Genomic DNA, 24,031 nt, shown 5'->3' with positions numbered 1-24,031 from the left:
TTCAGTTGATAAACATAACCGCAAGGCCTGCCGTGCCCTGGTGGTTATTTCTTCTTTTTCGGGGCGATGACCATGATCAGCTGGCGTCCTTCCATCTTAGGATGCTGTTCGACGGAACCGTATTCGAGCAGGTCAGCTTCAACCCGCTTCAACAATTCCATACCCAGCTCCTGGTGGGCCATCTCACGACCGCGGAATCTCAACGATACCTTGGCCCTGTCCCCGTCACTCAGGAAACGTACCAGGTTGCGTAGTTTTACCTGGTAATCCCCTTCCTCCGTCCCTGGACGAAACTTGATTTCTTTAACCTGGATCTGCTTCTGGTTTTTCTTCGCCGCAGCAATCTGCTTCTTCTTCTCGAAGATCGATTTGCCGTAGTCCATGACACGGCAGACCGGAGGTACTGCGTCGGCAGAAATCTCTACCAGATCCAGCTTCGCCTCTTCGGCTATACGAAGCGCTTCATCAATCGAGACGATGCCAATCTGCTCGCCGTCAGCGCCAATTAACCGAACCTCGCGGGCCGAGATATTCTCATTGATCGGGGCCTTGGGTGCAGCTCGTTTATCTTGTCTCATTTCACGCTTAATAATAATTACTCCGAATCTTGGCGACCACGCCGGGAAACCGCTTGTGCGAGGAATTCAGCGAATTGGGCGACCGGCATTGAACCGAGGTCAGCGCCTTCGCGTGTACGCACAGCGACAGTTTGCGTTTCAACTTCCCGATCTCCGATTACGAGGAGATAAGGGACCTTGAGCAAAGTATGCTCGCGGATTTTAAAGCCGATCTTTTCATTTCTCAAGTCAGACTTGGCACGAAATCCGCTTTGAGCCAGAGTTTTTTCGACTTCGAGAGCAAAATCTGCCTGTTTATCAGTGATATTCATGATCACTGCCTGCGTCGGAGCAAGCCAGGCCGGGAATGCACCTTCGTAATGTTCGATCAGAATACCGATGAAACGCTCGAAGGACCCGAGGATGGCACGGTGCAACATGACCGGATGCTTGCGACCGTTGTCTTCCGAGACGTACTCGGCGCTCAGACGGATAGGCAGGTTGAAATCGAGCTGCAGGGTACCACACTGCCAGACGCGACCGAGGCAATCCTTCAGGGAAAACTCGATTTTCGGACCATAGAATGCGCCCTCGCCCGGCTGCAGATCGTATGGCAGGCCAGCGCTGTCCAGCGCAGAAGCCAGTGCCGATTCGGCGCGATCCCACAATTCGTCGGAACCGACACGCTTTTCAGGACGGGTCGACAGCTTGAGCTCGATGTCCTTGAAGCCGAAATCGGCATACACATCCAGGGTCAGCTTGATGAAAGCGGCCGACTCGGACTGCATCTGCTCTTCAGTGCAGAAAATGTGTGCATCGTCCTGAGTGAAGCCACGCACGCGCATGATGCCATGCAGCGCACCCGACGGCTCGTTACGGTGGCAGGCACCGAACTCGGCCAGACGCAATGGCAACTCGCGGTAGCTCTTCAGGCCCTGATTGAACACCTGCACGTGGCATGGGCAGTTCATCGGTTTGATCGCGTAGTCGCGGCTCTCGGACTCAGTGGTGAACATGTTGTCGGCGTAGTTGGCCCAGTGCCCGGATTTCTCCCAGAGCGAGCGATCAACCACCTGTGGAGTCTTGATCTCCAGATAGCCGTTCTCGCGCTGCACTTTGCGCATGTACTGCTCAAGCACCTGATACAGGGTCCAGCCCTGCGGATGCCAGAACACCATGCCCGGCGCTTCTTCCTGGGTATGGAACAACCCGAGGCGCTTGCCGATCTTGCGATGGTCACGCTTTTCGGCTTCTTCGATGCGCTGGATATAAGCAGCCAGTTGTTTCTTGTCCGCCCAGGCCGTGCCGTAGACGCGCTGCAACTGCTCGTTCTTGGCATCGCCGCGCCAGTAGGCACCGGACAGCTTGGTCAGCTTGAAAGACTTGAGGAAACGGGTGTTCGGCACGTGCGGACCGCGGCACATGTCGACGTATTCTTCGTGGTAGTACAAGCCCATGGTCTGCTGATCGGGCATGTCCTCGACCAGGCGCAGCTTGTAGTCTTCGTTGCGGACAGTGAACACTTCGATCACTTGCGCACGCGGCGTCACCTTCTTGATGACGTCGTAGTCCTTTTCGATCAGTTGCTGCATGCGCTGTTCAATGGCCGCCATGTCATCTGGCGTAAACGGGCGCTCGTAGGCAATATCGTAATAGAAGCCATCATCGATCACCGGACCGATAACCATCTTCGCCGTCGGATACAACTGCTTGACGGCATGGCCTACCAGGTGAGCGCAGGAGTGACGGATGATTTCCAGTCCTTCCTGATCCTTGGGGGTGATGATCTGCAGGCTGGCATCGCCTTCGATGAGATCGCTGGCATCGACCAGCTTGCCGTCGACTTTACCGGCTACGGTGGCCTTGGCCAGACCTGCACCAATGGAAAGCGCGACATCGGCTACGGAAACCGGATGATCGAAGGAACGTTGACTGCCGTCGGGAAGAGTAATAGTGGGCATGGCGCCTCCTCTCCTAGTGGTGACCCCTACCAAAGGTCACGTGGGTTGGGATGAGCCAGTACGTGATTCGGTGGTATGCCTGCCTCACAGTGGCAGGAGCCTTCAGGCCAACCTTGAACCGAACCAGATGACTGGATTGTGCGAAAAAACCTGTATGTGCCACACCGATAACCATTCAGTCACGGGGCCGGAAATCTACAGGACGCGCATCCTAGCACAGCTGCATCGATTCACACGCACAACCTGCCCGATGAGTATGGAAATAGAGCGTTTTTGCATATTGCCTGAACTGGAGCCCTTCAAGACCGTCTGAATAAGTCGAGTTCCTGTATGACTCTTCCAGTAAAGGAGAACACCATGAAGCGCTTACACCTTATGCCTGCCCTGCTTGCCTGTGCCGCCCTGGCCGGACCGCTGACCGCTCAAGCGGCGATGGACAGCGCGACTCGCTCAGCCTTCACTCAAGAATGTGTCAACGCCGCGAAACAGCACAAGCTGGACGACAAGACAGCCAAGACCCATTGCGATTGCGGCGCCAAGCAGGTCGACAGCCATTTCTCGGACAAGGAAATCGCCAGCCTCAGCACCGACGCCGCTCAAAACCCGGCCCTGGCCTCGAAACTGCAAAAACTGGTCGCCGAAAACTGCAGCGCGGCAAAAAAATAATTTCCCGCGACACCTGAAGCAACTCACCAGCAATGGCTGTTGAAGCTCCCGGAAAATATGCCCGAAAGCCGCGTAAAACGTGGCTTTCGGCGTAACAGAATCGACCCTCGATCTTCGCAAACTGTCACACCGAATTCACACAACGGTAATATGACGCCCTGCATCTTCTCGACTTTGATTCAAAGTTCCTACCTAAATGACTCTCTTTTCTTACATTTCGACTATTATGGCTCGGTGTGCCCAGTTGGCCTGAGCAGCACGTTCTACTGAAAAATTATGTTCTTGGAGATACACCATGTCTAATCGCCAAACCGGCACCGTAAAATGGTTCAACGATGAAAAAGGCTTCGGCTTTATCACTCCACAAGGTGGCGGTGACGATCTGTTCGTCCACTTCAAAGCAATCCAGAGCGACGGTTTCAAAAGCCTGAAAGAAGGCCAGACCGTTTCTTTCGTTGCTGCTAAAGGCCAGAAAGGCATGCAAGCAGAAGAAGTCACTGTGGTCTGATCCACCTGACTTGAAAAAAACCCGTCTCATCGACGGGTTTTTTTATCGAAAAGGGAAAATGCAGTCATCAACCGCAGTTGACGCGAGTCACCTTACCGCTGGCATCTGTGTTGATATTCACGCGATCGGATCGATACTCCAGCGTGACCATATCGTTAGGGCTGAGAACACGCGCTTCATTCGACCCGGACTGAGTGCGCACCTGAGCCAGCAATGCGGCTGACGCCTGCTGCCCCAGCACGGACTGAGCCTGCGCAGCATCGCAGCGACCATGTCCGGCATGAGACGCTGGAGCCTGAGCGGTTTCGGGGGCTGACCCTGATGTGGCACTGCACCCTGCCAACAACGCCGTTAAAACGAAAAAACCTGATGCTGCAAATTTCCGGGGCATACACCCTCCTCTTCCAATGAACATGATCAGACCTTGTGCGACCGCACCCGGGCGCATTGGTTGCAGGCACAAGCTCACACGCTGCAAAAGTCTGCCCCAGAGGGGCAGTGCATGCGCAACCAAAAATCGTCACAAAACGTTTATTCGCATAGGCTATTAATAAACCGGGATGATGCCTAAGTAGAAGTGTCACCATGGACCTGTAATGATCTACTACAGGCGACGCTCAGGCATTGGGCAACGCTCAGGACGATGCGTTGCTTTCACACAAGACGAGACAGACATGACAATCATATCCATCGATGCGGACATCAAGGCCAAATGGCCTCAGGGACATTGCTCGCACAGCCCCGGCACTGCCGAAGAGCTTACGATCATTGCCGTCGACCTGCTGGTCAAGGAACTGGGCACCGAGGGTGCCCGAACCTTTCTCAGTCAGGTGCTAAGCAGATACTCGCCAGCCGAACTGCCCGCCTGACACGCGACGACTCATTTCAAGCGCGCCAGCCGGCTGGTCAACAGGTCGAAAAAGCCCTGAGCGTCACCATTCTCGACCCAGAACACATTCTGCGGCTGCTTCAGCGTGCCGTACCAGTCTGCGACGGTCTGACCAAAACCGATGCCGTCACGACTATCGATGGCAAGGTTGATCTGCCGACCTGAAAACAGCTCAGGCTGGAGCAACCAGGCAATCACGCTGGCATCATGGACAGGCCCGCCGGGCAGTCCGTAATGTTCCATATCCAGCTTGACGTATTCATCGAGAATTCCGCCAACCAGCTTGCCCGCCTGATTGCCCAATGCGGCGATCTTCTGGAGACGCTGCTCGCTGGTCAGAATCTTGTGGGTCACGTCCAGTGGCACGTAGGTCAGCTTGACGCCACTGGCCAGTACGATCTGCGCGGCATGGGGATCGGCGAACAGGTTGAATTCGGCAGTCGGCGTGATATTGCCGCCATTGAAGTGCGCACCACCCATGACCACGACTTCCTTGATCCCCTGAGTGATTTCGGGAGCCTGTACCAGTGCCAGCGCCAGATTGGTCTGCGGGCCAAGCATCGCGATGGTGATGCTGTGCGGCTCGGCTTTTTTCAGGGTATCGATCAGGTAATTGACTGCATTACCTTCGGCCAGGCCTTTTGCCGGCTCATGGATCGGCACACCCGGCAGACCTTCCTGACCATGCACGTTTTCGGCATAGATCGGCGTACGTACCAGAGGCTTTGGAGCACCGGCATAGACTGGCACCTCTTCACGCCCCGCCCACTCACGGGCAAGCCTGGCATTGCGCGAAGTCTTGTCCAGACGCACATTGCCAGCAACCGTGGTAATCGCCAGTACGTTCAGTTCTTCCGGAGAGGCCAGCGCCAGCAGCAGTGCGACCACATCGTCGGCCCCCGGATCGGTATCGATGATCAGGTTGCGCTTTTCAGCCGCCTGAGCGGCACTCATACCGAGAATGGACAAAAGCGATAGGCTCCACAGTAGTTGTCTGGAAAGTTTAAATAATTGCATGGTTTACTCCCTGTTCAAGTCGTCCTTAAAAAACCACACCAGCCACCAAGGCAACATTGCTATACGGCTGGCATTCCCCGCTACGCACGATAGCCTTGGCGCTACGGCTCAAGACTTTCAATTCTTCATGACTCACCCAGCGCTGCTGGCCCAACTGCTCATCAAGCGCCAAGGCTTCGATCACCCGCAGCCCCGGTGGCTGTACGTTCACCATCTCGCTGGCCAGCACGTGGCTTTCGACCTGCATTTCCGTCAGCACGACATCCAGCACACTGGCGAAATCCGGCACACCATGGGTCAACGCCAGATCGATCAGTTCGACACCCGCAGGCACGGGCATGCCAGCATCGACAATCATGAGGATATCGCCGTGCCCCAGTGAGGCAATCACGCGGGACAAGGCAATATTGAGAAGAGGTGTCTTTTTCATGAGGCTTTGAATTCCTGCACTTCATCGAACGTCGGTATCGAAGGTTGCGCACCGGCACGGGTGACAGACAGTGCCGCCGCAACCTGAGCAAAGCGGATCGCTTCGGTCTCACTCTTGCCTTGCGAAAGAGCCGAAGCGAAACCACCGACAAAGGTATCACCTGCCGCTGTCGTATCAACCGCCTTCACTCTCAGCGCAGGCACATGTTCAAAACCCTGGGCATTGGCCAGCAGGCTGCCCTGCTCTCCCAGCGTGATGATGACATTCCGCGCCCCGGCAGCCAGCAGCGCTGTCGCCGCCTGTTGCGCCGCAGCGGGCGAGTCCACCACGACTCCCGTAAGAGCCTGCGCCTCGCTTTCATTGGGGATCAGATAATCAATCAACCCATACCACTCCTGCGGCAAGGGGTCGGCAGCCGGTGCCGGGTTGAGAATGACGGTCTTGCCCAGCTCACGGGCTCGGGACAAGGTGTGACGGACCGTTTCCAGTGGCACTTCGAGCTGGCAGATGACAACGTCGGCAGCAACCAGCAGCGTATCGAACACCCCGATCAGAGACGGCGTCAGTTGAGCATTGCCTCCGGCGACGACAATGATCGCGTTTTGACTGTTGTCATCCACCACAATCGACGCAATGCCGGTGGACACCCCGGCCACCGAAGTGACCGCCCGGCAATCGATGCCCTCAGCCAGCAACGCCTCACGCAACTGCTCGCCATAGGCATCTTCGCCCACACAACCGATCATCGCCACGCTGCCACCCAGACGCGCAGCCGCCACAGCCTGATTGGCCCCCTTGCCGCCGGGCACCGTCATGAAGGTGTTTCCCGAAAGCGTTTCACCGGGCCGCGGCAAGCGCTGGGCGCGAATCACCAGGTCCATGTTCAGGCTGCCTACTATCACTATTTTTGCTTGCATGGCTCATTCGCTCGGCACTGTGTTTCAGCGCAATTCATTGAAAGCATTGTTCGGCGGCGCAGTGGATTCACGAACCACAACGCTGGGGGTTACAAGACGCTTGCGGGTCGTCCCGGTCGAGGGCTCGACAATCCTGGAGAGCAGCATTTCAGCCGCCGTCTCACCCAACTGCATGATCGACTGCCCGACAGTGGTCAACGCGGGATAGACATAGCGACTCATCTGGATATCGTCGAAACCGATCACCGAAAGGTCACGGGGCACCCGGATATTGCGCTCGGCCGCCGCTCGCAGCACACCAATGGCAATCACGTCGTTACCGGCAAAAATGGCGGTCGGCCGATGATGGCCCAACAGACTGACCGCGGCCTCATGACCGGCAGAACTGGTGAAGTCACTGTGGACTGCCCACTCTGGCACGACCTCGATACCCGCTTCCTGCAGGGCGCGCCGATAACCGACAAAACGCATCTCGGCCACCGCGGTATCGGCCGGCCCGCCGATACAGGCAATATCGCGGTGCCCAAGGTCGAGCAAGTGGCGGGTCGCCAGATACGCACCGTGCTCGTGATCGATGCGCACCATATCGGCATCAATCCCCTCAAGCTCACGGTCGACGATCACCATGGGCGTGCGGACCTCGGCCAGACCGCCCGCGATACTCACATCGCCACCGACCGAGGAGACGATCAGACCGTCGACACGCTTCTCCAGCAGGACGCGCAGGTAATTGCGCTGTTTTTCCGGATTGTCGTCGGAGTTGCAAAGGATCACACAAAAGCCATTACGCTCGCAGTGGTCCTCGATCCCTCGCGCCAGTTCGGCGAAATAGGGGTTGATGCCGTTGGGGATCAACAATCCGATAGTGGATGTAGTCTTGGCCTTGAGCGAACGGGCAACCGCACTGGGCACATAATCGAGCTGCGCAATCGCCGCCTCGACCTTGATCCGGACCGGCTCGCTCACGGGTCGGGTCTTGTTCAGCACATGGGACACCGTGGTGTAGGAAATCCCTGCCAGCGCCGCGACGTCTTTGATGGTTGCCATATCAGACCTGCCGCCGTGCCCGGTGGCTACGATAGGTGTCCAGTACCACCGCAATCACGATCACGGCACCGGTGATGATGCGTTTGGTGGGCTCCGACGCACCGATCTGCGCCAGACCTGCGGCCAGAACGGAAATGATCAACACCCCAAAGAAGGTGCTGATGATCGAACCGCGTCCGCCCATCAGGCTGGTGCCGCCGATCACCACCGCAGCGATGACCTGCAACTCCATGCCCGCACCGGCATTGGGATCAGCCGCTTCCAGGCGCGATATCTGGAACAAGGCCGCCACACCGGCCAGCAGGCCCATCAGCGAAAACACCAGAATCTTGTAAGGCTTGGGATTGATCCCTGCCAGACGCACAGCCTCTTCGTTGGTGCCGATACCGATCAGGTAACGACCGAAGACCGTGCGCGTCAGCACTGCCTGGGCAATGAAGATCACCAGCAGCGCGATAAGGAACGAGGGCGAAATTCCAAAGGCAATGGGATTGGAAAGCCAGGCAAAGGAGTCACCGATGTAGGCCGTGCGCGAATCCGTCATCTGATACGCCACACCTCGCGCCATTTCCAGCACGCCCAACGACACGATAAAGGACGGGATACGCCACGCGACAGTGATCGAGCCGGTAATGGTGCCTGCCAGAGTCGCGCAGCCGATGCCCAGCAAAGCGGCGGGAAACACGCTCCAGCCCCACCCCAGAATCGCCACACTTACCGCCGAAGCAGCCAATGCCAGAACCGAACCCACCGACAGATCAATGCCGCCGATGATCAGCACCAGGGTCATGCCCACGGCCAGCACCATCAGGTCCGGGATCTGATTGGCCAGGGTGCTGAAGGTCTGATACGACAGGAAGTGATCGCTCAATAACGAGAACAGCACAATCATCGCCAGCAAGGCGCCTGCCAGCCCAAGGTAAGTGCCAAGGCCAAAATAGTTCCGGGCAGCTGAAGGCTGCGTCTGGGAAACAGGGTTTTTCATGAGTCATTCCTGGGCGCTGCTTCGCTAAGCAACGCATCACGTTTTTGATAGCCGGCAAAAGCAGCGGCGAGCAGTTGATCCTGAGTCCAGCTGTCGCGCTCGAAGGTATCGATCAGACGACCCGCCGACAGCACACCGATGCGATCACAAATCAGCATGAGTTCCCGAAGGTCACTGGATACCACGACCAGCGCCCGCCCCTGCCGGGTCAGCTCGCCCAATAGCGCGTAGATATCGAACTTGGCCCCCACATCGATACCCCGCGTGGGCTCATCGAACAGCATCACCGGGCAGTCACGCTCCAGCCAGCGACCGATCACCACCTTCTGCTGATTGCCGCCGGAAAGCTCCGAGACCAGTTGTGCCGGGCTGGAGCTGCGGATACGCATGGCCGCGACCTGCCGCTGCGCCAAGGCCAACTCATCGCGGGCACTGACCACACCGCCGCGAGAGATGGCCGGCATATTGCCCAGCGCGACGTTGGCACTGATCGACTGCGACATCAGCAGGCCCTCGCCCTTGCGGTCTTCGGTGATCAGCGCAATGCCATGCTCTACGGCATCGGCTGGTGAGCGAATGATCGCCTCGCGTAATGGCTGACCCACTTCGATGCTGCCGCTATCGGCCTTGTCTGCGCCGTAGATCAAACGCAAAAGCTCGGTTCGCCCCGCACCGATCAGGCCGGAAATACCGAAGATCTCGCCACGGCGCACCTGAAACGAAACGTCCTTTACCTTATCCGAGCGTCCCAGTCCCTTGACCGACAGCGCGACCTCACCAATCTGTCGAGCACCCATGTCCATATGTTCGCCAAGCTCGCGCCCGACCATCAACGTAACCAGTTGCTCGCTGTCATAACGGGCAATCGGCTCGACACAGACCAGCTTGCCGTCACGCAGTACGGCAATGCGCTGGGAAACCCTGGCCAGTTCTTCCAGGCGATGGGAGATGTAAATGATCGAGACGCCACGCGCCTGCAAGCGGCTGACCTGCTCGAACAGCATTTCGACCTCTCGCGATGTCAGCATCGCGGTAGGTTCGTCGAGAATCAGCACATGGCAATCGCCGGTCAGGTTACGGGCGATTTCAACCATCTGCTGATGACCGATCCCAAGATCGCCGACCAAGGTGTCAGGGTCGATGGCCTCAAGGCCCACCTGGGCCATGGCCTTGATGGCGTTTTCACGCAGGCGCTTGCGGTCGATCCAGCCCATGCGGCGCGGCATGTCATCCAGAAACAGGTTTTCGGCCACCGTCAGGGTCGGCAGCAGATTCAACTCCTGCATGACCATGCGCACGCCCAGCTTTTCAGCTTGCGTACGGTTGGCTGGCTGATAAGGCTGCCCCTGAAAATGCATCACACCGGCATCAGGCACAACCAGCCCGCCAATGATCTTCGACAAGGTGCTTTTGCCTGCGCCGTTTTCGCCGGTCAAGGCCAGCACTTCGCCGCGCATCAGCGTCAGCTCGATATCGCCAAGAACCGGTTGTGCGTAGGTCTTGCCGATTCCGCTGATGGACAGAACAGCATCCTGGACAGGTGCTGACATAAGTTTCTCCCGGTGCCTGCCCGGTTCGGGCAGGCACCATTACCAGACAGATATCAAGGTTTGGTGACGAGTTCGACAGGGGTTTCGATCACGCCATTGACGCTATCGACCGGCTGCTTCTTGACCAGCTTCAAGGCTGCCTCGATCCCGAAAACCGCCTGTTTGGCAGCGAACTGGTCAGCAGTGGCCAGCACTCGACCATCCTTGAGCATCGGCTTGATGGCGTTGATATTGTCGTAACCGACCACCGCCACCTTACCCGCCTTGCCTGCGGCACGAACCGCCGACACCGCGCCCAGCGCCATACTGTCGTTGCCCGCCAGCAGCGCCTTGAGGTTCGGGTACTCATTGAGCATGGCCGAGGCAACGGCGTTGCCCTTGTCGATTTCCCAGTTACCGGACTGCACGGAAACAACCTTCAATTGCGCAGTACCCATGGCGTCCTTGAAACCGGCGGTACGTTGCTGGGCATTGGTGGTGGTTGGCACGCCTTCAATGATGCCGACTTCATCACCCGCCTTCAGACCCTTGGCCAGGTACTCACCAACCAGACGAGCGCCCTTGCGGTTATCCGGGCCTACAAAAGGCACTTCGATGTTTTTGCTTTTCAGCACGGTGGCATCCAGCTGGTTATCAATGTTGACGACCTGGATACCGGCGTCCATCGCCTTCTTGATCACCGGCACCAGCGCCTTGGAATCGGCAGGCGCGATGACCAGTGCATCGACTCTGGAGACGATCATCTGCTCTACGATACGGATCTGACTGGCTGTGTCGGACTCATCCTTGATGCCGTTGGAAATCAGGTCGAAGTCGTTGGAATGCTCTTTCTGATAGGCCTTGGCACCATCTTCCATGGTCCGGAAGAACTCGTTGGCCAGTGATTTCATGACCAGAGCGACCTTGGGTTTTTCAGCATCCTGAGCGTGGGCGAACGAGAGGGGAGTGACTGCCGTTACGGCAGAGAAAATAGCGGCAGCGAGAAGACGTCCAGCGAATGGCAGCTTCATGAGTTCATCTCCGATGTTGTGATTATTTTTCGGGCGAACGACGCAGGGTCGAACATGGGCTCGACACGCAAACGTTTGCGAGCGAGAACTATGAGAAAGCTTGCGGGTTTTGTCAATCAACAGAAAGCCGTCTACTGCCCTCGCCGACAAAGAGAAAATGCCATCGAAAAGACGGAAACCAGACAGGTAAATCAATAAGCAGCGATATGCTCCTGAATACAGGCGCTTGATCCTACATAAAAGTTGCGAAAGATCCGACAGTGAAATACTGTATGCCCGTACAGCAAAATCAAGGGACCTTTTTCGTGGCAAAACAAAGCGCAGCAGCAACCCCCTCCCTTCCCGGCTCTTATGAACGCCTTGGCATACGGGTGCAAAAAATCATCAACTCGCCTACCGCCCAGAAAGCCAAAGCCGCTTTGATATTCCGCCTGCCTGACGAGACGGAAGACGACTGGGCTCAGTTGCTGGAAGAAATAGCCGAGAACGATAACGTCACCCTCGCCTGGCGCGATGACGGCGGCGTACAGATTTTCTGGACATTGCCGAAGGAAGACTGACGGCATGATGGTTAGATTTTCTGCCCTGCTCTGCACCACCCTGCTCCTCATTGCTCCACTGACCGTACAAGCCGATGCTCCCCGCACCTTCAGCGAAGCGAAAAAAGTCGCCTGGCGACTGTATGCGACGCAAGCGACCGAGTTCTATTGCGGCTGCAAATACACCGGCAATCAGGTTGACCTTGCTGCATGCGGCTACGTACCACGCAAGAACGCCAACCGTGCCAAACGCATCGAATGGGAACATATCGTGCCCGCCTGGCAGATTGGCCATCAACGCCAGTGCTGGCAGGATGGCGGACGAAAGAACTGCTCAAAAAATGACGACGTCTACAAACGTGCCGAGGCCGACCTGCACAACCTGGTGCCAAGCATCGGTGAGGTAAACGGCGACCGCAGCAACTTCAGTTTTGGCTGGTTGCCCGAGCAGAAAGGCCAATACGGCTCCTGCCTGACTCAAGTGGATTTCAAGGCGAAAAAAGTCATGCCGCGCCCTTCGATACGCGGCATGATCGCGCGCACTTATTTCTACATGAGCAAGCAGTACAACTTGCGCCTGTCACGTCAGGACCAACAACTTTATCAGGCCTGGAACAAGACTTACCCGGTTCAGGACTGGGAACGCCAGCGCAATCAGCGGGTCGCCTGCGTGATGGGCCGAGGTAACGAGTTCGTCGGGCCGGTCAATCTCAAATCCTGTTCCTGACTAACTGGATTCACCCATTTGAACAGTTTCCGACGCCCGCTTCATGCGTCTGGATAAAGCCTTTCGCCACTCGTCGGACAACTGTTCAGTTGGATCCCAAACGATGTAATTTCCCTGTTCGCGTCCTGTTTGAATAATGGCTGCACCTGCCTGAGCACGCTGTAAAAGCGGGCAGCACCTTGAGCAGGACGCTAGAGACCGCAGTCCGATCAGAACCGCCTGAATTAATTGCAGCCCTGTATCGATCTCGAAATGAAGTAGCAATGCCACGTGCATGACGCACGCCCAGCTACCCGTACTCGTATGTACTCATTTTCAGATGGCGTAGCCCTTACGCCCAACAGGCAGGCATGAATGACTATTCAAACGGAATTTGAAATCCACTATCAATTCAAGGGCGAAGCTCGCCACTTTCTGCATCAGGCCCTGCTCCTCAGCCAAAGCGACGCCCTGCATATGGCTACGCTGCATGCCGGAGTAGGAACCGTCAGTGACAATGTATCCGCAGGCCCCATACGCTTGGCAATTTTGCAGGCGCAGGGGTTTGGCGTGACGCAGGTGCATTGGAAGAAGTGCTCTGCAAACGTCCAGCTACCTGAATAATGAAACCGGCCCATCAGGGCCGGTCTTCATCAAGGCTGTCAGATCGGGGCATATTCGCCCGTGCCCTCAGGCCAGGGTGTCAGCAACTCGAACCCCGTCTGAGTCACGGCAACCATATGCTCCCACTGAGCAGACAAGGACAGGTCCCGTGTCAGCACTGTCCAGCCGTCCGCCAGCGCCTTGGTTTCCGGCCTGCCGGCGTTGATCATCGGCTCGATGGTAAACACCATTCCCGGCTTGAGTTTGAGGCCCTTGCCAGCAGTGCCGTAGTGCAGAACCTGTGGCTCTTCATGGTATGTACGGCCAATGCCATGCCCGCAATACTCACGCACGACGCTGAAGCCTTCACGGTGAGCAACCGTCTGGATGGCATGGCCAATATCACCCAGCGTGGCACCCGGACGCACGGCATGGATACCGGCGCGAGTGGCTTCATAGGTGGTTTCCACCAGTCGTTTGGCCAGCGGGCTGACTTCGCCGACCAGATACATGCGACTGGTGTCGCCGTACCAGCCATCCTTGATCACCGCTACGTCGATATTGACGATATCGCCGTCCTTGAGGATGTCGGTTGGCGAAGGAATGCCATGACAGACCACGGCATTGGGTGAAATGCAGGTGGTCTTGGTGAAACCGTGATAGCCCACGTTCGCCGGGATGACTTTCAGCTCCTTGACGATGTATTCGTTGCAGATGTCATCGAGGGCTTCGGTGCTGACACCGGCTTTCACATGGGGGGCGATCATTGCCAGTACATCGGCAGCCAGCCTGCCCGCAATGCGCAACTGGACAAGATCCTGTTCGGTCTTGAGCGTAATACCGCGACTCATGAGGCCACCTTGGTAACCGAAGAAGTACCGAAAGCCTGAGTAGTCAGTACGGTGCCGCCTGCATCCTCGGCACGAATCAGCATCTGACAGATCTCGCTGTAGTTGAGTGTCGGATGGAGTTCGGCAAGCATGCCAATCCGCATCCAGTGCTCAGCCTGAGCGTTGATTGAGCGACTCAATGCCACGCTGGCCGAGCGCAGATTGGCATGCATGTGTTCAGAAATCTTTACCAGCCCCATGGCTCACCTCATATGGAATATACGAAGCATATATGTTTCGTATATCCACAGGCAAGAGACTGCTTTCAGGCTACAGCGACTGCGAAACGCTCCTCGCCATAGTGAGCGTCGGTGACAGGCATCGAGCCTTGTGGCTCATCGAAGTTGAACTGGCGCAACGCAGTTGCCAAGGCAAGGAAGTCTTCACGCTGCATCTCGTTGACCAGAACAGCGCAAAAGGATGGGTGAGTGATAGAACCTTGCAATGCATTCAGGGACATGACAACCTCTTACTGGATACTGTTGTTATATACAGTATTCATGTAGCCGATGCTGCACAAGCCTGCTTGCGACGAATGGTCATTCTCTGTCCCCGGCAGAATCAAAGCCCGGCCAGCACTCGCAGGCGCTCCCAGTCACTGCGGTCAATAGCGATGCCGTCAACCAGCGATCGTGCTCGCTGGACATAGCGGCGGTCACCGGGAATACGCTCCTGCCCTACTCCCTGCATCTGACGGACAAGCTCCTCGCTACGCTGCGCGAACTGCTGGCCACTGCCTCTGTCCGGATCGATGACAATCAGCAACTGCCCTGTCCAGGGTGTCTGCGCACCGGGGTGTTTCGACCAGTCGAACCCGAACGAAAAATTCCCGCCTGTCAGCCCTGCCGCCAGCAGTTCCACCATCATGGACAGTGCTGAGCCCTTGTAGCCGCCAAACGGTAACAGCGCTCCACCATCGAGAATGGCCTTGGGGTCTTCGGTTGGCTGCCCGTTGCGATCCACGCCCATACCCGGTGGCAGCATCCGCCCTTCCCGCGCAGCAATCTGGACATCGCCGTGGGCAATGGCGCTGGTGGCGAGATCGAACACTATGGGCTCGCCACCCACACGGGGAGCCGCGAAAGCAATCGGATTGGTGCCAAACAGTGGCTTTTGCGCGCCATGGGGCACAACGCAGGTCATGCTGTTGACCACACTCAGCGCGACAAGGCCTTGCTGGGCAAAAGGCTCGACATCCGGCCATAGCGCCGCAAAATGATGGGAGTTGCGGATGGCCAGAATCGCAATCCCCGCACTCCTGACCTTTTCAATCAGCAATGAACGGGCAGCCTCCAGGGCGGGCTGGGCAAAACCATTGGCGGCATCGACTCTTACGAAGGCAGCCGCGACATCTTCGACAACAGGCACGGCCTGACCATCGACCCAGCCACTGGCCAGCGACGACAAGTAGCCCGGAATACGAAAGATGCCATGGCTGTGAGAACCGTCACGCTGCGCACTGGCACAGTTTTCGGACAACACACGAGCGACCTGCGGCGAAGTGCCGTGGGCCAGAAATATCTGGAAAAGCATGTCGGCCAACTGCGAATACGAAACCGCCTGAACCTGATCATTGTCACGAATTGCGGGCATCTGAAACTCCGGCGTCGGTTGAAAGAACAAGTATCAGTGCATGTAAAAATACTGCCTGGTGCCACGCGAAAAAACTTTCAACAGCATTTTTACATCAATGAGAGCCGATCACATTCACGATGAAATAATCCTCCGCCTGATACTCAATAGCCATACATTGTTCTCTCCAATGGAGATCAAGAGGTAGAATGCGCCAACGGTACAGACCGGAGAGCCAATGAACGCCCCCATCCTCAGCGAAGCAGAATATGACGCAATAACCGATGCCGCCGCGCATTGGTGCATGCGCCTGCATGCTGACGACTGCACGGATGCCGAGCGAAAGGTTTTCAACCAGTGGTTCAATGCCCATCCACAGCATGCGATCGAATACGAAGCAATGCTGGAGATATGGGATATCTCCGAGCAGGTCACGCCTGCCAATCCGGCCCCGGTGGTCGAGCTGAAGCCTCAAGCGCCCAGGGCAACGCCTTATCGCAATCGCTTTCGCCGCCATTACGCCGCTGCCGCCACCATCGCGGCCCTGGCAATTCCTCTGGCGGGCATTACCGGCTGGAATCAAGGCTGGCTCCCCAATGCTTACGACACCTATGAAGCACAGGATGCTACACGGGTCGTCACCATGGCCGATGGCAGCCGAGTCGAGCTGAACCTGGGTACGCAACTGACTTACGCCAACTACAAGGACCGTCGCAGTGTCACCCTGCAAAAGGGCGAGGCGTTCTTTGAAGTCAGCCATGACAGCACTCACCCCTTCGTGGTCAGCGCCGGGCAAGGCAGCGTCAAGGTGACGGGGACCCGCTTCAATGTCTGGATGTATCAGGAGCAGGTGCGGGTCACTCTGGTGGATGGTTCGGTACAGGTCAGCAGTGACCGTTCGCAACCGGGCACCGGTTACCGTCTGGACCCCGGCATGCAGGCCAGTTACAAACCGGGTGATTTCCAGCCAAAAGTCAGCGACACCCTTGCAGGCGATACCAGCCTTGCGTGGCGCAATGGCAAGCTGATCTTCAATGACATGCCGTTGAGCCAGGCCTTGCCGTTGATAAACCGCTACCTTCCTACGCCAATCCTGCTGGCCGATAACGCCACTGGCGCAATTCGCCTGGGTGGCAGCTACAACACTCATGACATGTCGAGCCTGCTGGCATCACTGCCCAAGGTACTGCCGGTATTCATCACCCAGAATCAGGAAGGCAACCCGGTCCTCAACAAGCGCTCGCCGGTAACACCGAAGAGCTGATCTTCATATCCCCGCAAAATTTCCTACGCAACAGATGTAAATGCGAAGCATTTTCACGTATTTTTGAATAATACCCCGGTATGATTTCGGTCCGATCAGGATGTGCAGGCTGTTTTTTCGACGGCCCCTACCCTGTCCAAATGACGTTTTTATGTTTTTTTTGCATTCAAAGATGAGTTTTTCAGGCGCTCGTTCGTCTTAGTAAATGAGTTTCGTTTACACAACCCAATGAGCCGCACTGAAAAAGCCTGAAAAGGAGTTTGCGCATGTTCAATCGTCAAGGAATTACAACCCGCACGATGCTCCGGCAGACGGCCCTCTCTGCCCAGTCAGAGTCACCCGCCGCAGAAACCGATCGCCCGGGCAACGAACATATAAGGCTGCTGCTGAAAAGTTTTGGCCTGCGCACAAGCCTGGTCAGGCTGAAGGTTCTGGACGCACTGCTGGCCGCCAATGACGAAGGTCAGCCGCTGGGTGTGCGGGGTGTGCACAGCCAGCTGCTGCGGCTCGATGTGCCGTTGTCCTTTCTCAGTGTGCGCGAAGTGCTCAAGCGCCTGTGCGATGAAGGCGTGATCAATCTAAATGCGGACAAGACCTACAGCCTTCATCCTCGCGCCTGGGAATGGCTCAACGAATCGAACAAGAATTGCACCCCGTAATGTGTAGATGCGAGGGCAGCGAGTCTCAGTTCCTGACCTTGCGCCGCATGATGCCGTTCAGAATGACCACCACGACAGCCACGCTTATTGCAATGTATTGAAAGGCCTTCTCGCTGAGCACCCCACTGTTCTGCAGATGCGACAGGCCCAGCATGATCGCCAGCACGGACAGGGCAATCAGAATGGAGTAAATCAAACGCTGCTTGTTGGTCATAACGGCTTCCTGAGTTCTCTGAATAGCATTGGCTCTACGCAAATGCCCGCATATGGTACGCCGATGTGCCGTTTCTGGCACGGCTCCCCCCGCCTCATCACCGCCTCTTTGACAGTCACAGAGCACAATTGAACATTGCCGTGTGAATCACGCATGGTTTAATGCCGCCCTTCAATGTCGTTTATCGACTGTTCATGACTTGCCAAGGAGTTTCAACATGCCCCATGAAGGCAGCCTGCTACAGGCCGCAGTCGTGTTCCTGCTCGCCGCTGTATTGACTGTTCCGCTGGCCAAGCGCCTGCAACTGGGCGCCGTACTGGGCTATTTATTCGCGGGCGTCATCATCGGCCCTTCGGTGCTCAAACTGATCGGCAATCCGGAAAGCGTCAGCCACATTTCCGAACTCGGGGTGGTGTTGCTGCTGTTCATCATCGGCCTGGAACTGTCGCCCAAACGTTTATGGGTGATGCGCAAGGCAGTCTTCGGGGTCGGCATGGCACAAGTTCTGCTGACCGGCCTGGTGATTGGCTGCGTTGCCCTGCTGGCTTTCGAGCAACCCATCAATACGGCTGTGGTGCTGGGTCTGGGGCTTGCGTTGTCCTCGACCGCCTTTGGCCTGCAAAGCCTGGCCGAGCGCAAGGAACTGAACAGTCCCCATGGGCGACTGGCGTTTGCCATTCTGCTGTTTCAGGACATCGCTGCCATCCCGTTGATTGCCATGGTCCCACTGCTGGCCGGTACCAGCCATGAGCACGACTTGAGCCCCCATGAAAGCCTGCGTCACAGCCTGCAAGTCCTGGGCAGCATCGCAATTGTGGTGGTCGGCGGACGTTATCTGCTGCGCCCGGTGTTTCGCATCGTGGCCAAGACCAAAATCCAGGAAGTATCGACTGCCACTGCCTTGCTGGTGGTGATTGGCACTGCCTGGCTGATGGAGCTGGTAGGCGTGTCCATGGCGCTGGGCGCATTCCTGGCCGGCCTGCTGCTGGCCGACTCCGAATACCGGCACGAACTTGAAGCTCAGATCGAGCCTTTCAAAGGCCTGTTGCTGGGGCTGTTTTTCATCAGTGTCGGAATGGGCGCCAATATCAGCCTGTTGTTCAGTTCACCAGTGACGGTACTGGGGCTGACATTTCTGCTGATTGCCCTGAAGTTTCCGCTGCTGTTTTTCATCGGGCGTCTGGCAGGCGGGTTGAGTAAACAGAATGCTCTGAGCCTGGGGCTGGTGCTGGCCGCAGGTGGCGAGTTCGCTTTCGTCGTCTTCAAGATCGGCAACCAGCAAGGCCTGTTCGAACCCGCGCTGTACGACATTCTGATCCTGGCCATTACTCTCTCCATGGCCATGACGCCGCTGCTGTTCATGGCCATGGCTCGCTGGATCAAGCCCAAGGCCAGACCTGTCGATGTGCCGGACGAGTATCGCGATATCAATACCGACAGCCCTCGCGTGGTGATTGCCGGCATGGGCCGTATGGGCCAGATCGTGGCGCGTATTCTGCGTGCGCAGAATATCCCTTTCGTGGCGCTGGATACTGCCGTGGAATCCATTGAGTTTTCGCGCAGCTTCGGCAATGTGCCGGTGTTCTACGGTGACCCGCTGAAACCGGAAATCCTGCGTGCGGCCAAGGTGCATGAAGCAGAGTTCTTTATCATCGCCACCGACGATCCCGACACCAACATCAAGACCGCCGAGCTGATCCGCAAGCTGTACCCGGACATGAAGATCATTGCCCGCGCCCGTAACCGTCAGCACGTTCATCGCCTGATCGACGTGGGCGCACAGGCGGTACGTGAAACCTTCTACTCCAGCCTGGAAATGAGCCGTCAGACCCTGCTCGGCCTTGGTTTGAGCCAGGCTCAGGCCGATGCACGGATCAGCCGCTTCAAGCGCCACGACGAACAGGTGCTGGCTGCGCAACATCTGGTGTATGACGACGAAGCCAAACTTCTGCAAACCGCACGGGAAGCCCGGAAGGAACTGGCGCAGTTGTTTGAAGCGGATCGTCAGGAAGAAGAGTCGGGCAAGTCCTGATTCGCGACTGAAGTCGCTCCTACGCAATTGTGTGGGAGCGAATCGGGCGGCGCTCCGCTCAGTCGCGAAAACCTCCTACTCGGCATACGGGCTGTCCCAATACCGCTTGTGCATGCCGAGCTTTTTCTTCAAGCCCCTGGGCAAACGCTTTTCCTGTTTGCTCAATTTGTAGGCCAGCAGCTTGAGGGCGTTGCGTACGAAAGACAGTGGCCAGAGTAGAAAACGGCGCTTGCCCAGAAAGGCAAGCTCCGACTTCACGTAGCGCATCCCCTCGCCCGCAACACCACCAAAGGTTTCATAGATCCAGGACTCGCGGGACTGGAACACGCCAATATCGAAGTAACGGCAAAACTCCTCGCGCAAGGTGTAATTGTGCGAATGCCTGCACACCGCCGAACCTTCGTAGGCGATTTTCCAGCCGTCGAGCAGCATCTTGGCCGTGACGTACATGTCTTCGGACAGGATCACATGCCGTGGGAAACCACCAATCGCCAGCAACGCCTCACGACGATATGCCGCGAAAGAGTTCGACATGAACGGTGTCTTGATGCCCAGAGTTCCGGCATCTTCGAGGGTCTTGATCCGGGAAGTCGCAGGGTAATTGAATAATCGTGCATGCTGCGCCAGCAGGTTGGCATCCTTGTGGGGCAACTGCCGCCCGCACACTGCGCCTACCCTGGGATCAGCGAATGGCAGCACGATATTGGCGATGGCATTGATGTCTTCAACATAGGCATCCTGGGTCATGTAGACGTAGATGTCGTAGTCGGGGTTGAGCTCGACCATCATCTGCCGGGTGCCGCCGTGATTGAAATCCTTGCTATCGATACGGATCACATTGGCGCAACGTGAACGCGCCAGTTCCAGGGTGCCATCCGAAGAGCTGGAATCCACGATCAGGGTGTCGAACGTGGCGGTCTGGGTCGCCAGTGAATCCAGCAGGCGCTCCAGATCCTTGCGCCCGTTATAGGTCGGAATGACACAAGCCACTCTCAAAGACGGCATAACAATACTCCAGAGCAAAATCCTGATGCCCAATCTGTCAGCGTGTTTGAGGGTAGCTCATGCCTCGCCGGACGACCATTCGAATGCAGTCAGCCCAATACCTCGCTCAAGGGAATGAAGTTGATCCAGTCCCCTTCAGCGACCGTGGTGCCTTCGCGAACCTCGATCAGCCCGTCTGCCCATGCCGCACTGCGCAGCACGCCCGAGCTTTGGTTGCTGTAGGCCACGGCACGCCCTTGCTCAAGACGACCGCGCAGGTATTCGCGACGATTGCCCGCCTTGCGCCAGACGAACCCGGCCGGTACCGGAAACTGCATGGGCGTGACATCTGCCACTCCCATGCGACGCAACAGATAGGCTCGGGCCAGTAGCGCGAAAGTGACCAGCGTGGAGGCCGGGTTGCCCGGCAGGCCGATTACCGGCACGCCACGAAAATGGCCGAAGGTCAGTGGTTTGCCAGGTTTGATGGCCAGTTTCCACAGTGACAGCTCACCCTCTTCACGCAATGCATGGCCAAGGAAGTCAGCCTCCCCGACAGAAACACCGCCCGTGGACAGGATCAGATCGACCCCATCAAGCCCGGCCAATGCGGCACGGGTCTTTTCCAGATCGTCCGGCAGGATACCCGCATCCAGAACCTCGCATTCAAGGCGCTTCAACCAACTGCACAGCAACACGCGATTACTGTTGTAGATCTGCCCTGGCCCCAACGGCTGGCCTGGCTCGATCAACTCATCGCCGGTGGACAGCACGGCAACCCGGACACGGCGTATGACATCCAGTCCAGCCAGCCCCAGGGACGCCGCGAGCCCGAGTTCTATAGGCCCCAGGCGAGTACCGGCCGCCAGCACCTTGTCACCGATCGTGGTTTCCTGCCCTTGAGGACGGATGTTCTGTCCGGGCTTCAGCGGCTCGGTAAAGCGCACGCGCTGGTCTTGCAGGACTTCGGCGTTTTCCTGCATTTCAACGCAATCGGCACCTTGCGGCATGGGAGCGCCGGTAAAGATGCGCGCGCAGGTACCGGCAGCCAGCGGTTCGGGCGCCTGCCCGGCGAAGATACGCTGGCTGACCGGCAGCGGCTCGCCGGTCCAGTCAGCCAGACGCAAGGCGTAACCATCCATGGCGCTGTTGGGCCAGGGTGGCAGGTCGAGGGTGGATATCAGATCCACCGCCAATACACGCCCTTGAGCTTCAGCCAGAGAAACCCGCTCGTGCTCGGTGATGGGCGAGGCTTCGGCCATTTCCATCAGGCGCGCAAGGGCTTGTTCGACAGGCATCAAGGCCTGAGGTGCGTTCATGCTCGATCAACCACGAGTGGCGCAGGGCTCGGCCTGCTTGAGGTGTGGCACGAAATTGCACGGGCGGAAACGCGAATCCAGTTGTTGGGACAGAATACCGTCCCAGGCAGTACGCACTGCGTTGGTGGAGCCCGGCAGGCAGCAGACCAGCGTACCGTTGGCCAGACCGGCCAAGGCGCGGGACTGGATGGTCGAGGTGCCGATGTCCGGTACGGAAATCTGCCGGAACAGCTCACCGAAGCCATCGACCTGTTTGTCCAGCAGGCAGCTCACAGCTTCCGGCGTGCTGTCACGCCCGGTAAACCCGGTGCCACCGGTGATCAGCACCACCTGGACCTGCTCATCGGCAATCCAGGTCGCGACCTGCGCACGAATCCTGTACAGGTCATCCTTGAGCAGCACACGCTCGATCAAGCCGTGACCGGCTTCGGTCAGACGATCGACGAACATCTGTCCCGACGTGTCGGTCTCGAAGGTGCGGGTATCGCTGACGGTCAGAACAGCGATATTCAAAGGTACAAAAGGTGTGTCAGCCTTGGCTTTCATGGCCTAGATCCGGTTGTTAAGGAAACAGGCCGGTGTTATATCACAGCACTCCTTTTGACTGCCCGGTGAGTCTTTGATGAATGTTGGTACTGCCCTGCCATCCTGCTCGATCCTGTTGCTGGCCGGAGGTCAGGGACAACGCATGGGCGGGCGTGACAAAGGCCTGGTCGAGTGGCAAGGCGAGCCCTTGATTCAACATCTGCATCGCCTGACACGCCCCTTGACCGATGACTTGATCGTATCCTGCAACCGCAACCTTGAGCGTTATGCCGCTTACGCCGATCAACTGGTTCAGGACGATAACACCGACTTTTCGGGGCCACTGGCCGGCATTCGCGCCGCCCTGCCCCTTGCACGGCATGAATACCTGCTGGTATTGCCCTGTGACGTACCGCTGATCGACAGCTCGCTATTGCAGGCACTGCGCAAGACCGCGTTCGAGCACCCCGGCCATCCGGTCATGATCCGCGAAGGTGAGCACTGGCAACCCCTGCTCTGCATCATCCCGACCGCCCATGCCGCAGCCCTTGAAAACGCCTGGCAAAGTGGTGAGCGCAGCCCGCGCCGGGCCATGGCACACTTGCAGCCTGTGGCCCTGCAACTGGAGGCTGGCGACCCGCGTCTGGCCAATTTCAATACGCCAGACCTGCTGGGCCAGATCAATGATCAGGCTCTGTGAACTTTTCACGGAACTTGCAAAGGGTGTATACGTCTGAGAGTCACTAGCTTGCAAAACAAGCCATTACCAAGAGTCCATCCGGAGACACTGTCATGAAACAACACACTCTTCCTGCCGCCTTTTTGCTGGCACTGGGCATTGCCTCCCTCGCGGGCTGTGCATCCCCAACTGTAATCACCTTGAATGATGGCCGTGAAATCCAGTCTGTCGATACACCTCACTACGATGAAGACTCAGGCTTCTACGAGTTCAAGCAACTCGATGGCAAGCAGACTCGTGTCAACAAGGATCAGGTACGTACCGTCAAGGATCTGTAATCCGGACGTGATGTAGAAAAAACCCGCCAATCGCATCGATGGCGGGTTTTTTATTGGCTCCCACAATTCCACCCCCTTCCCTGTAGGACCGACTTCAGTCGGGAAGGCGGTAGTGAACTGGCAATAAGGGCTGAATGTACAAGCCTCTTCCCGGCTGAAGCCGGTCCTGC

Annotated in this window: 29 protein-coding genes; 11 read left to right on the top strand and 18 right to left on the bottom strand. The window is 57.3% G+C overall.

Annotated elements, in window-relative coordinates; all coding sequences use genetic code 11:
• Positions 1-44: 44 nt before the first annotated feature.
• Positions 45-596, bottom strand: a complete 552-nt coding sequence (gene infC, locus ACODS3_RS12920; RefSeq protein WP_170929410.1) for a translation initiation factor IF-3 — start codon at positions 594-596, stop codon at positions 45-47.
• Positions 596-2,518, bottom strand: coding sequence for a threonine--tRNA ligase (thrS, locus tag ACODS3_RS12915; protein WP_489034585.1), 1,923 nt, complete (start codon positions 2,516-2,518; stop codon positions 596-598). Before thrS ends, infC begins: the two co-directional genes overlap by 1 nt.
• Before the next feature lie 357 nt (positions 2,519-2,875).
• Here thrS and ACODS3_RS12910 point away from each other — a divergent pair, with 357 nt between their 5' ends.
• Positions 2,876-3,184, top strand: a complete 309-nt coding sequence (locus ACODS3_RS12910; RefSeq protein WP_489034583.1) for a hypothetical protein — start codon at positions 2,876-2,878, stop codon at positions 3,182-3,184.
• 295 nt (positions 3,185-3,479) lie between these two features.
• Positions 3,480-3,692, top strand: a complete 213-nt coding sequence (locus ACODS3_RS12905) for a cold-shock protein (RefSeq protein WP_024685433.1) — start codon at positions 3,480-3,482, stop codon at positions 3,690-3,692.
• 67 nt (positions 3,693-3,759) lie between these two features.
• Here the strand turns inward: ACODS3_RS12905 and ACODS3_RS12900 are convergent, their stop codons facing one another.
• On the bottom strand, positions 3,760-4,083 hold the full coding sequence (locus ACODS3_RS12900; RefSeq protein ID WP_201019090.1) for an I78 family peptidase inhibitor: 324 nt from the start codon (positions 4,081-4,083) through the stop codon (positions 3,760-3,762).
• A 283-nt stretch (positions 4,084-4,366) separates the two neighbouring features.
• Between ACODS3_RS12900 and ACODS3_RS12895 the strand changes: the two genes are divergently transcribed.
• Positions 4,367-4,561, top strand: a complete 195-nt coding sequence (locus ACODS3_RS12895) for a hypothetical protein (RefSeq protein ID WP_025260463.1) — start codon at positions 4,367-4,369, stop codon at positions 4,559-4,561.
• Between the two features lie 11 nt (positions 4,562-4,572).
• Here ACODS3_RS12895 and ACODS3_RS12890 read toward each other — a convergent pair whose 3' ends face one another.
• Genes ACODS3_RS12890 through ACODS3_RS12860 form a run of 7 tightly spaced genes read right to left on the bottom strand, consistent with a single transcriptional unit; the run spans position 4,573 to position 11,537 of the window.
• Positions 4,573-5,598, bottom strand: coding sequence for a nucleoside hydrolase (locus ACODS3_RS12890; RefSeq protein ID WP_201019089.1), 1,026 nt, complete (start codon positions 5,596-5,598; stop codon positions 4,573-4,575).
• A 25-nt stretch (positions 5,599-5,623) separates the two neighbouring features.
• Entirely contained in the window at positions 5,624-6,028 is a 405-nt protein-coding gene (rbsD, locus tag ACODS3_RS12885) for a D-ribose pyranase (protein ID WP_201006935.1), read from the bottom strand.
• On the bottom strand, positions 6,025-6,945 hold the full coding sequence (rbsK, locus tag ACODS3_RS12880) for a ribokinase (RefSeq protein WP_201019088.1): 921 nt from the start codon (positions 6,943-6,945) through the stop codon (positions 6,025-6,027). The genes rbsD and rbsK overlap by 4 nt, the downstream gene beginning before the upstream one ends.
• 24 nt (positions 6,946-6,969) lie before the next feature.
• Entirely contained in the window at positions 6,970-7,992 is a 1,023-nt protein-coding gene (locus tag ACODS3_RS12875; RefSeq protein WP_489034579.1) for a LacI family DNA-binding transcriptional regulator, read from the bottom strand.
• A gap of 1 nt (position 7,993) precedes the next feature.
• Positions 7,994-8,977 (bottom strand): ABC transporter permease, encoded by a 984-nt coding sequence (locus ACODS3_RS12870; protein WP_201019086.1) that lies wholly within the window; start codon positions 8,975-8,977, stop codon positions 7,994-7,996.
• Positions 8,974-10,527: a sugar ABC transporter ATP-binding protein gene (locus tag ACODS3_RS12865; protein ID WP_201019085.1), complete on the bottom strand. Its 1,554-nt coding sequence runs from the start codon at positions 10,525-10,527 to the stop codon at positions 8,974-8,976. The genes ACODS3_RS12870 and ACODS3_RS12865 overlap by 4 nt, the downstream gene beginning before the upstream one ends.
• Positions 10,528-10,580: 53 nt before the next feature.
• On the bottom strand, positions 10,581-11,537 hold the full coding sequence (locus ACODS3_RS12860) for a sugar ABC transporter substrate-binding protein (protein ID WP_489034576.1): 957 nt from the start codon (positions 11,535-11,537) through the stop codon (positions 10,581-10,583).
• A gap of 305 nt (positions 11,538-11,842) precedes the next feature.
• Between ACODS3_RS12860 and ACODS3_RS12855 the strand changes: the two genes are divergently transcribed.
• From ACODS3_RS12855 to ACODS3_RS12845, 3 genes are all read left to right on the top strand, one after another.
• On the top strand, positions 11,843-12,097 hold the full coding sequence (locus tag ACODS3_RS12855; RefSeq protein WP_201006928.1) for a DUF1654 domain-containing protein: 255 nt from the start codon (positions 11,843-11,845) through the stop codon (positions 12,095-12,097).
• 4 nt (positions 12,098-12,101) lie between these two features.
• Positions 12,102-12,803, top strand: a complete 702-nt coding sequence (locus ACODS3_RS12850) for an endonuclease (RefSeq protein WP_489034574.1) — start codon at positions 12,102-12,104, stop codon at positions 12,801-12,803.
• Positions 12,804-13,157: 354 nt separating this feature from the next.
• Entirely contained in the window at positions 13,158-13,406 is a 249-nt protein-coding gene (locus tag ACODS3_RS12845; RefSeq protein ID WP_201019082.1) for a DUF6555 family protein, read from the top strand.
• Between the two features lie 38 nt (positions 13,407-13,444).
• Here the strand turns inward: ACODS3_RS12845 and map are convergent, their stop codons facing one another.
• The 4 genes from map to ACODS3_RS12825 form a co-directional block, all read right to left on the bottom strand.
• Positions 13,445-14,236 carry a type I methionyl aminopeptidase gene (gene map / locus ACODS3_RS12840; protein ID WP_201006922.1) on the bottom strand — a complete coding sequence of 264 codons (792 nt, stop codon included), beginning with the start codon at positions 14,234-14,236 and terminating at the stop codon, positions 13,445-13,447.
• Entirely contained in the window at positions 14,233-14,475 is a 243-nt protein-coding gene (locus tag ACODS3_RS12835; RefSeq protein WP_201006920.1) for a ParD-like family protein, read from the bottom strand. Before ACODS3_RS12835 ends, map begins: the two co-directional genes overlap by 4 nt.
• 65 nt (positions 14,476-14,540) lie before the next feature.
• Entirely contained in the window at positions 14,541-14,735 is a 195-nt protein-coding gene (locus ACODS3_RS12830) for a hypothetical protein (protein ID WP_201006918.1), read from the bottom strand.
• Between the two features lie 101 nt (positions 14,736-14,836).
• Positions 14,837-15,868 (bottom strand): Ldh family oxidoreductase, encoded by a 1,032-nt coding sequence (locus tag ACODS3_RS12825; protein WP_489034571.1) that lies wholly within the window; start codon positions 15,866-15,868, stop codon positions 14,837-14,839.
• A gap of 217 nt (positions 15,869-16,085) precedes the next feature.
• Between ACODS3_RS12825 and ACODS3_RS12820 the strand changes: the two genes are divergently transcribed.
• On the top strand, positions 16,086-17,111 hold the full coding sequence (locus tag ACODS3_RS12820) for a FecR family protein (RefSeq protein WP_304575129.1): 1,026 nt from the start codon (positions 16,086-16,088) through the stop codon (positions 17,109-17,111).
• 266 nt (positions 17,112-17,377) lie between these two features.
• Positions 17,378-17,770, top strand: a complete 393-nt coding sequence (locus ACODS3_RS12815; protein ID WP_201019078.1) for a Fe2+/Zn2+ uptake regulation protein — start codon at positions 17,378-17,380, stop codon at positions 17,768-17,770.
• Positions 17,771-17,795: 25 nt separating this feature from the next.
• Here ACODS3_RS12815 and ACODS3_RS12810 read toward each other — a convergent pair whose 3' ends face one another.
• A complete protein-coding gene (locus ACODS3_RS12810) occupies positions 17,796-17,984 on the bottom strand; it encodes a hypothetical protein (RefSeq protein WP_201019077.1) in 189 nt (62 codons plus the stop codon).
• A gap of 217 nt (positions 17,985-18,201) precedes the next feature.
• Here ACODS3_RS12810 and ACODS3_RS12805 point away from each other — a divergent pair, with 217 nt between their 5' ends.
• Positions 18,202-20,016 (top strand): monovalent cation:proton antiporter-2 (CPA2) family protein, encoded by a 1,815-nt coding sequence (locus ACODS3_RS12805; protein WP_304575130.1) that lies wholly within the window; start codon positions 18,202-18,204, stop codon positions 20,014-20,016.
• Between the two features lie 75 nt (positions 20,017-20,091).
• On the opposite strand, the gene ACODS3_RS12800 is transcribed toward ACODS3_RS12805, so the two are convergent.
• The 3 genes from ACODS3_RS12800 to moaB form a co-directional block, all read right to left on the bottom strand.
• Positions 20,092-21,021 carry a glycosyltransferase family 2 protein gene (locus tag ACODS3_RS12800; RefSeq protein ID WP_304575131.1) on the bottom strand — a complete coding sequence of 310 codons (930 nt, stop codon included), beginning with the start codon at positions 21,019-21,021 and terminating at the stop codon, positions 20,092-20,094.
• A gap of 89 nt (positions 21,022-21,110) precedes the next feature.
• Complete coding sequence (locus ACODS3_RS12795; protein WP_201019076.1) at positions 21,111-22,319, bottom strand: molybdopterin molybdotransferase MoeA; 1,209 nt, start codon at positions 22,317-22,319, stop codon at positions 21,111-21,113.
• Between the two features lie 6 nt (positions 22,320-22,325).
• Positions 22,326-22,865: a molybdenum cofactor biosynthesis protein B gene (moaB, locus tag ACODS3_RS12790; RefSeq protein WP_201006908.1), complete on the bottom strand. Its 540-nt coding sequence runs from the start codon at positions 22,863-22,865 to the stop codon at positions 22,326-22,328.
• 76 nt (positions 22,866-22,941) lie between these two features.
• Between moaB and mobA the strand changes: the two genes are divergently transcribed.
• Both mobA and ACODS3_RS12780 read left to right on the top strand, forming a co-directional pair.
• Positions 22,942-23,544, top strand: coding sequence for a molybdenum cofactor guanylyltransferase MobA (mobA, locus tag ACODS3_RS12785; protein WP_489034566.1), 603 nt, complete (start codon positions 22,942-22,944; stop codon positions 23,542-23,544).
• 92 nt (positions 23,545-23,636) lie between these two features.
• Complete coding sequence (locus ACODS3_RS12780) at positions 23,637-23,861, top strand: YgdI/YgdR family lipoprotein (protein ID WP_201006906.1); 225 nt, start codon at positions 23,637-23,639, stop codon at positions 23,859-23,861.
• Positions 23,862-24,031 lie beyond the last annotated feature (170 nt).

The organism is Pseudomonas sp. FG43 (assembly GCF_057809175.1).
Note: the sequence above shows the minus strand (reverse complement) of the source record. Positions and strands in the feature narration are given on the sequence as shown.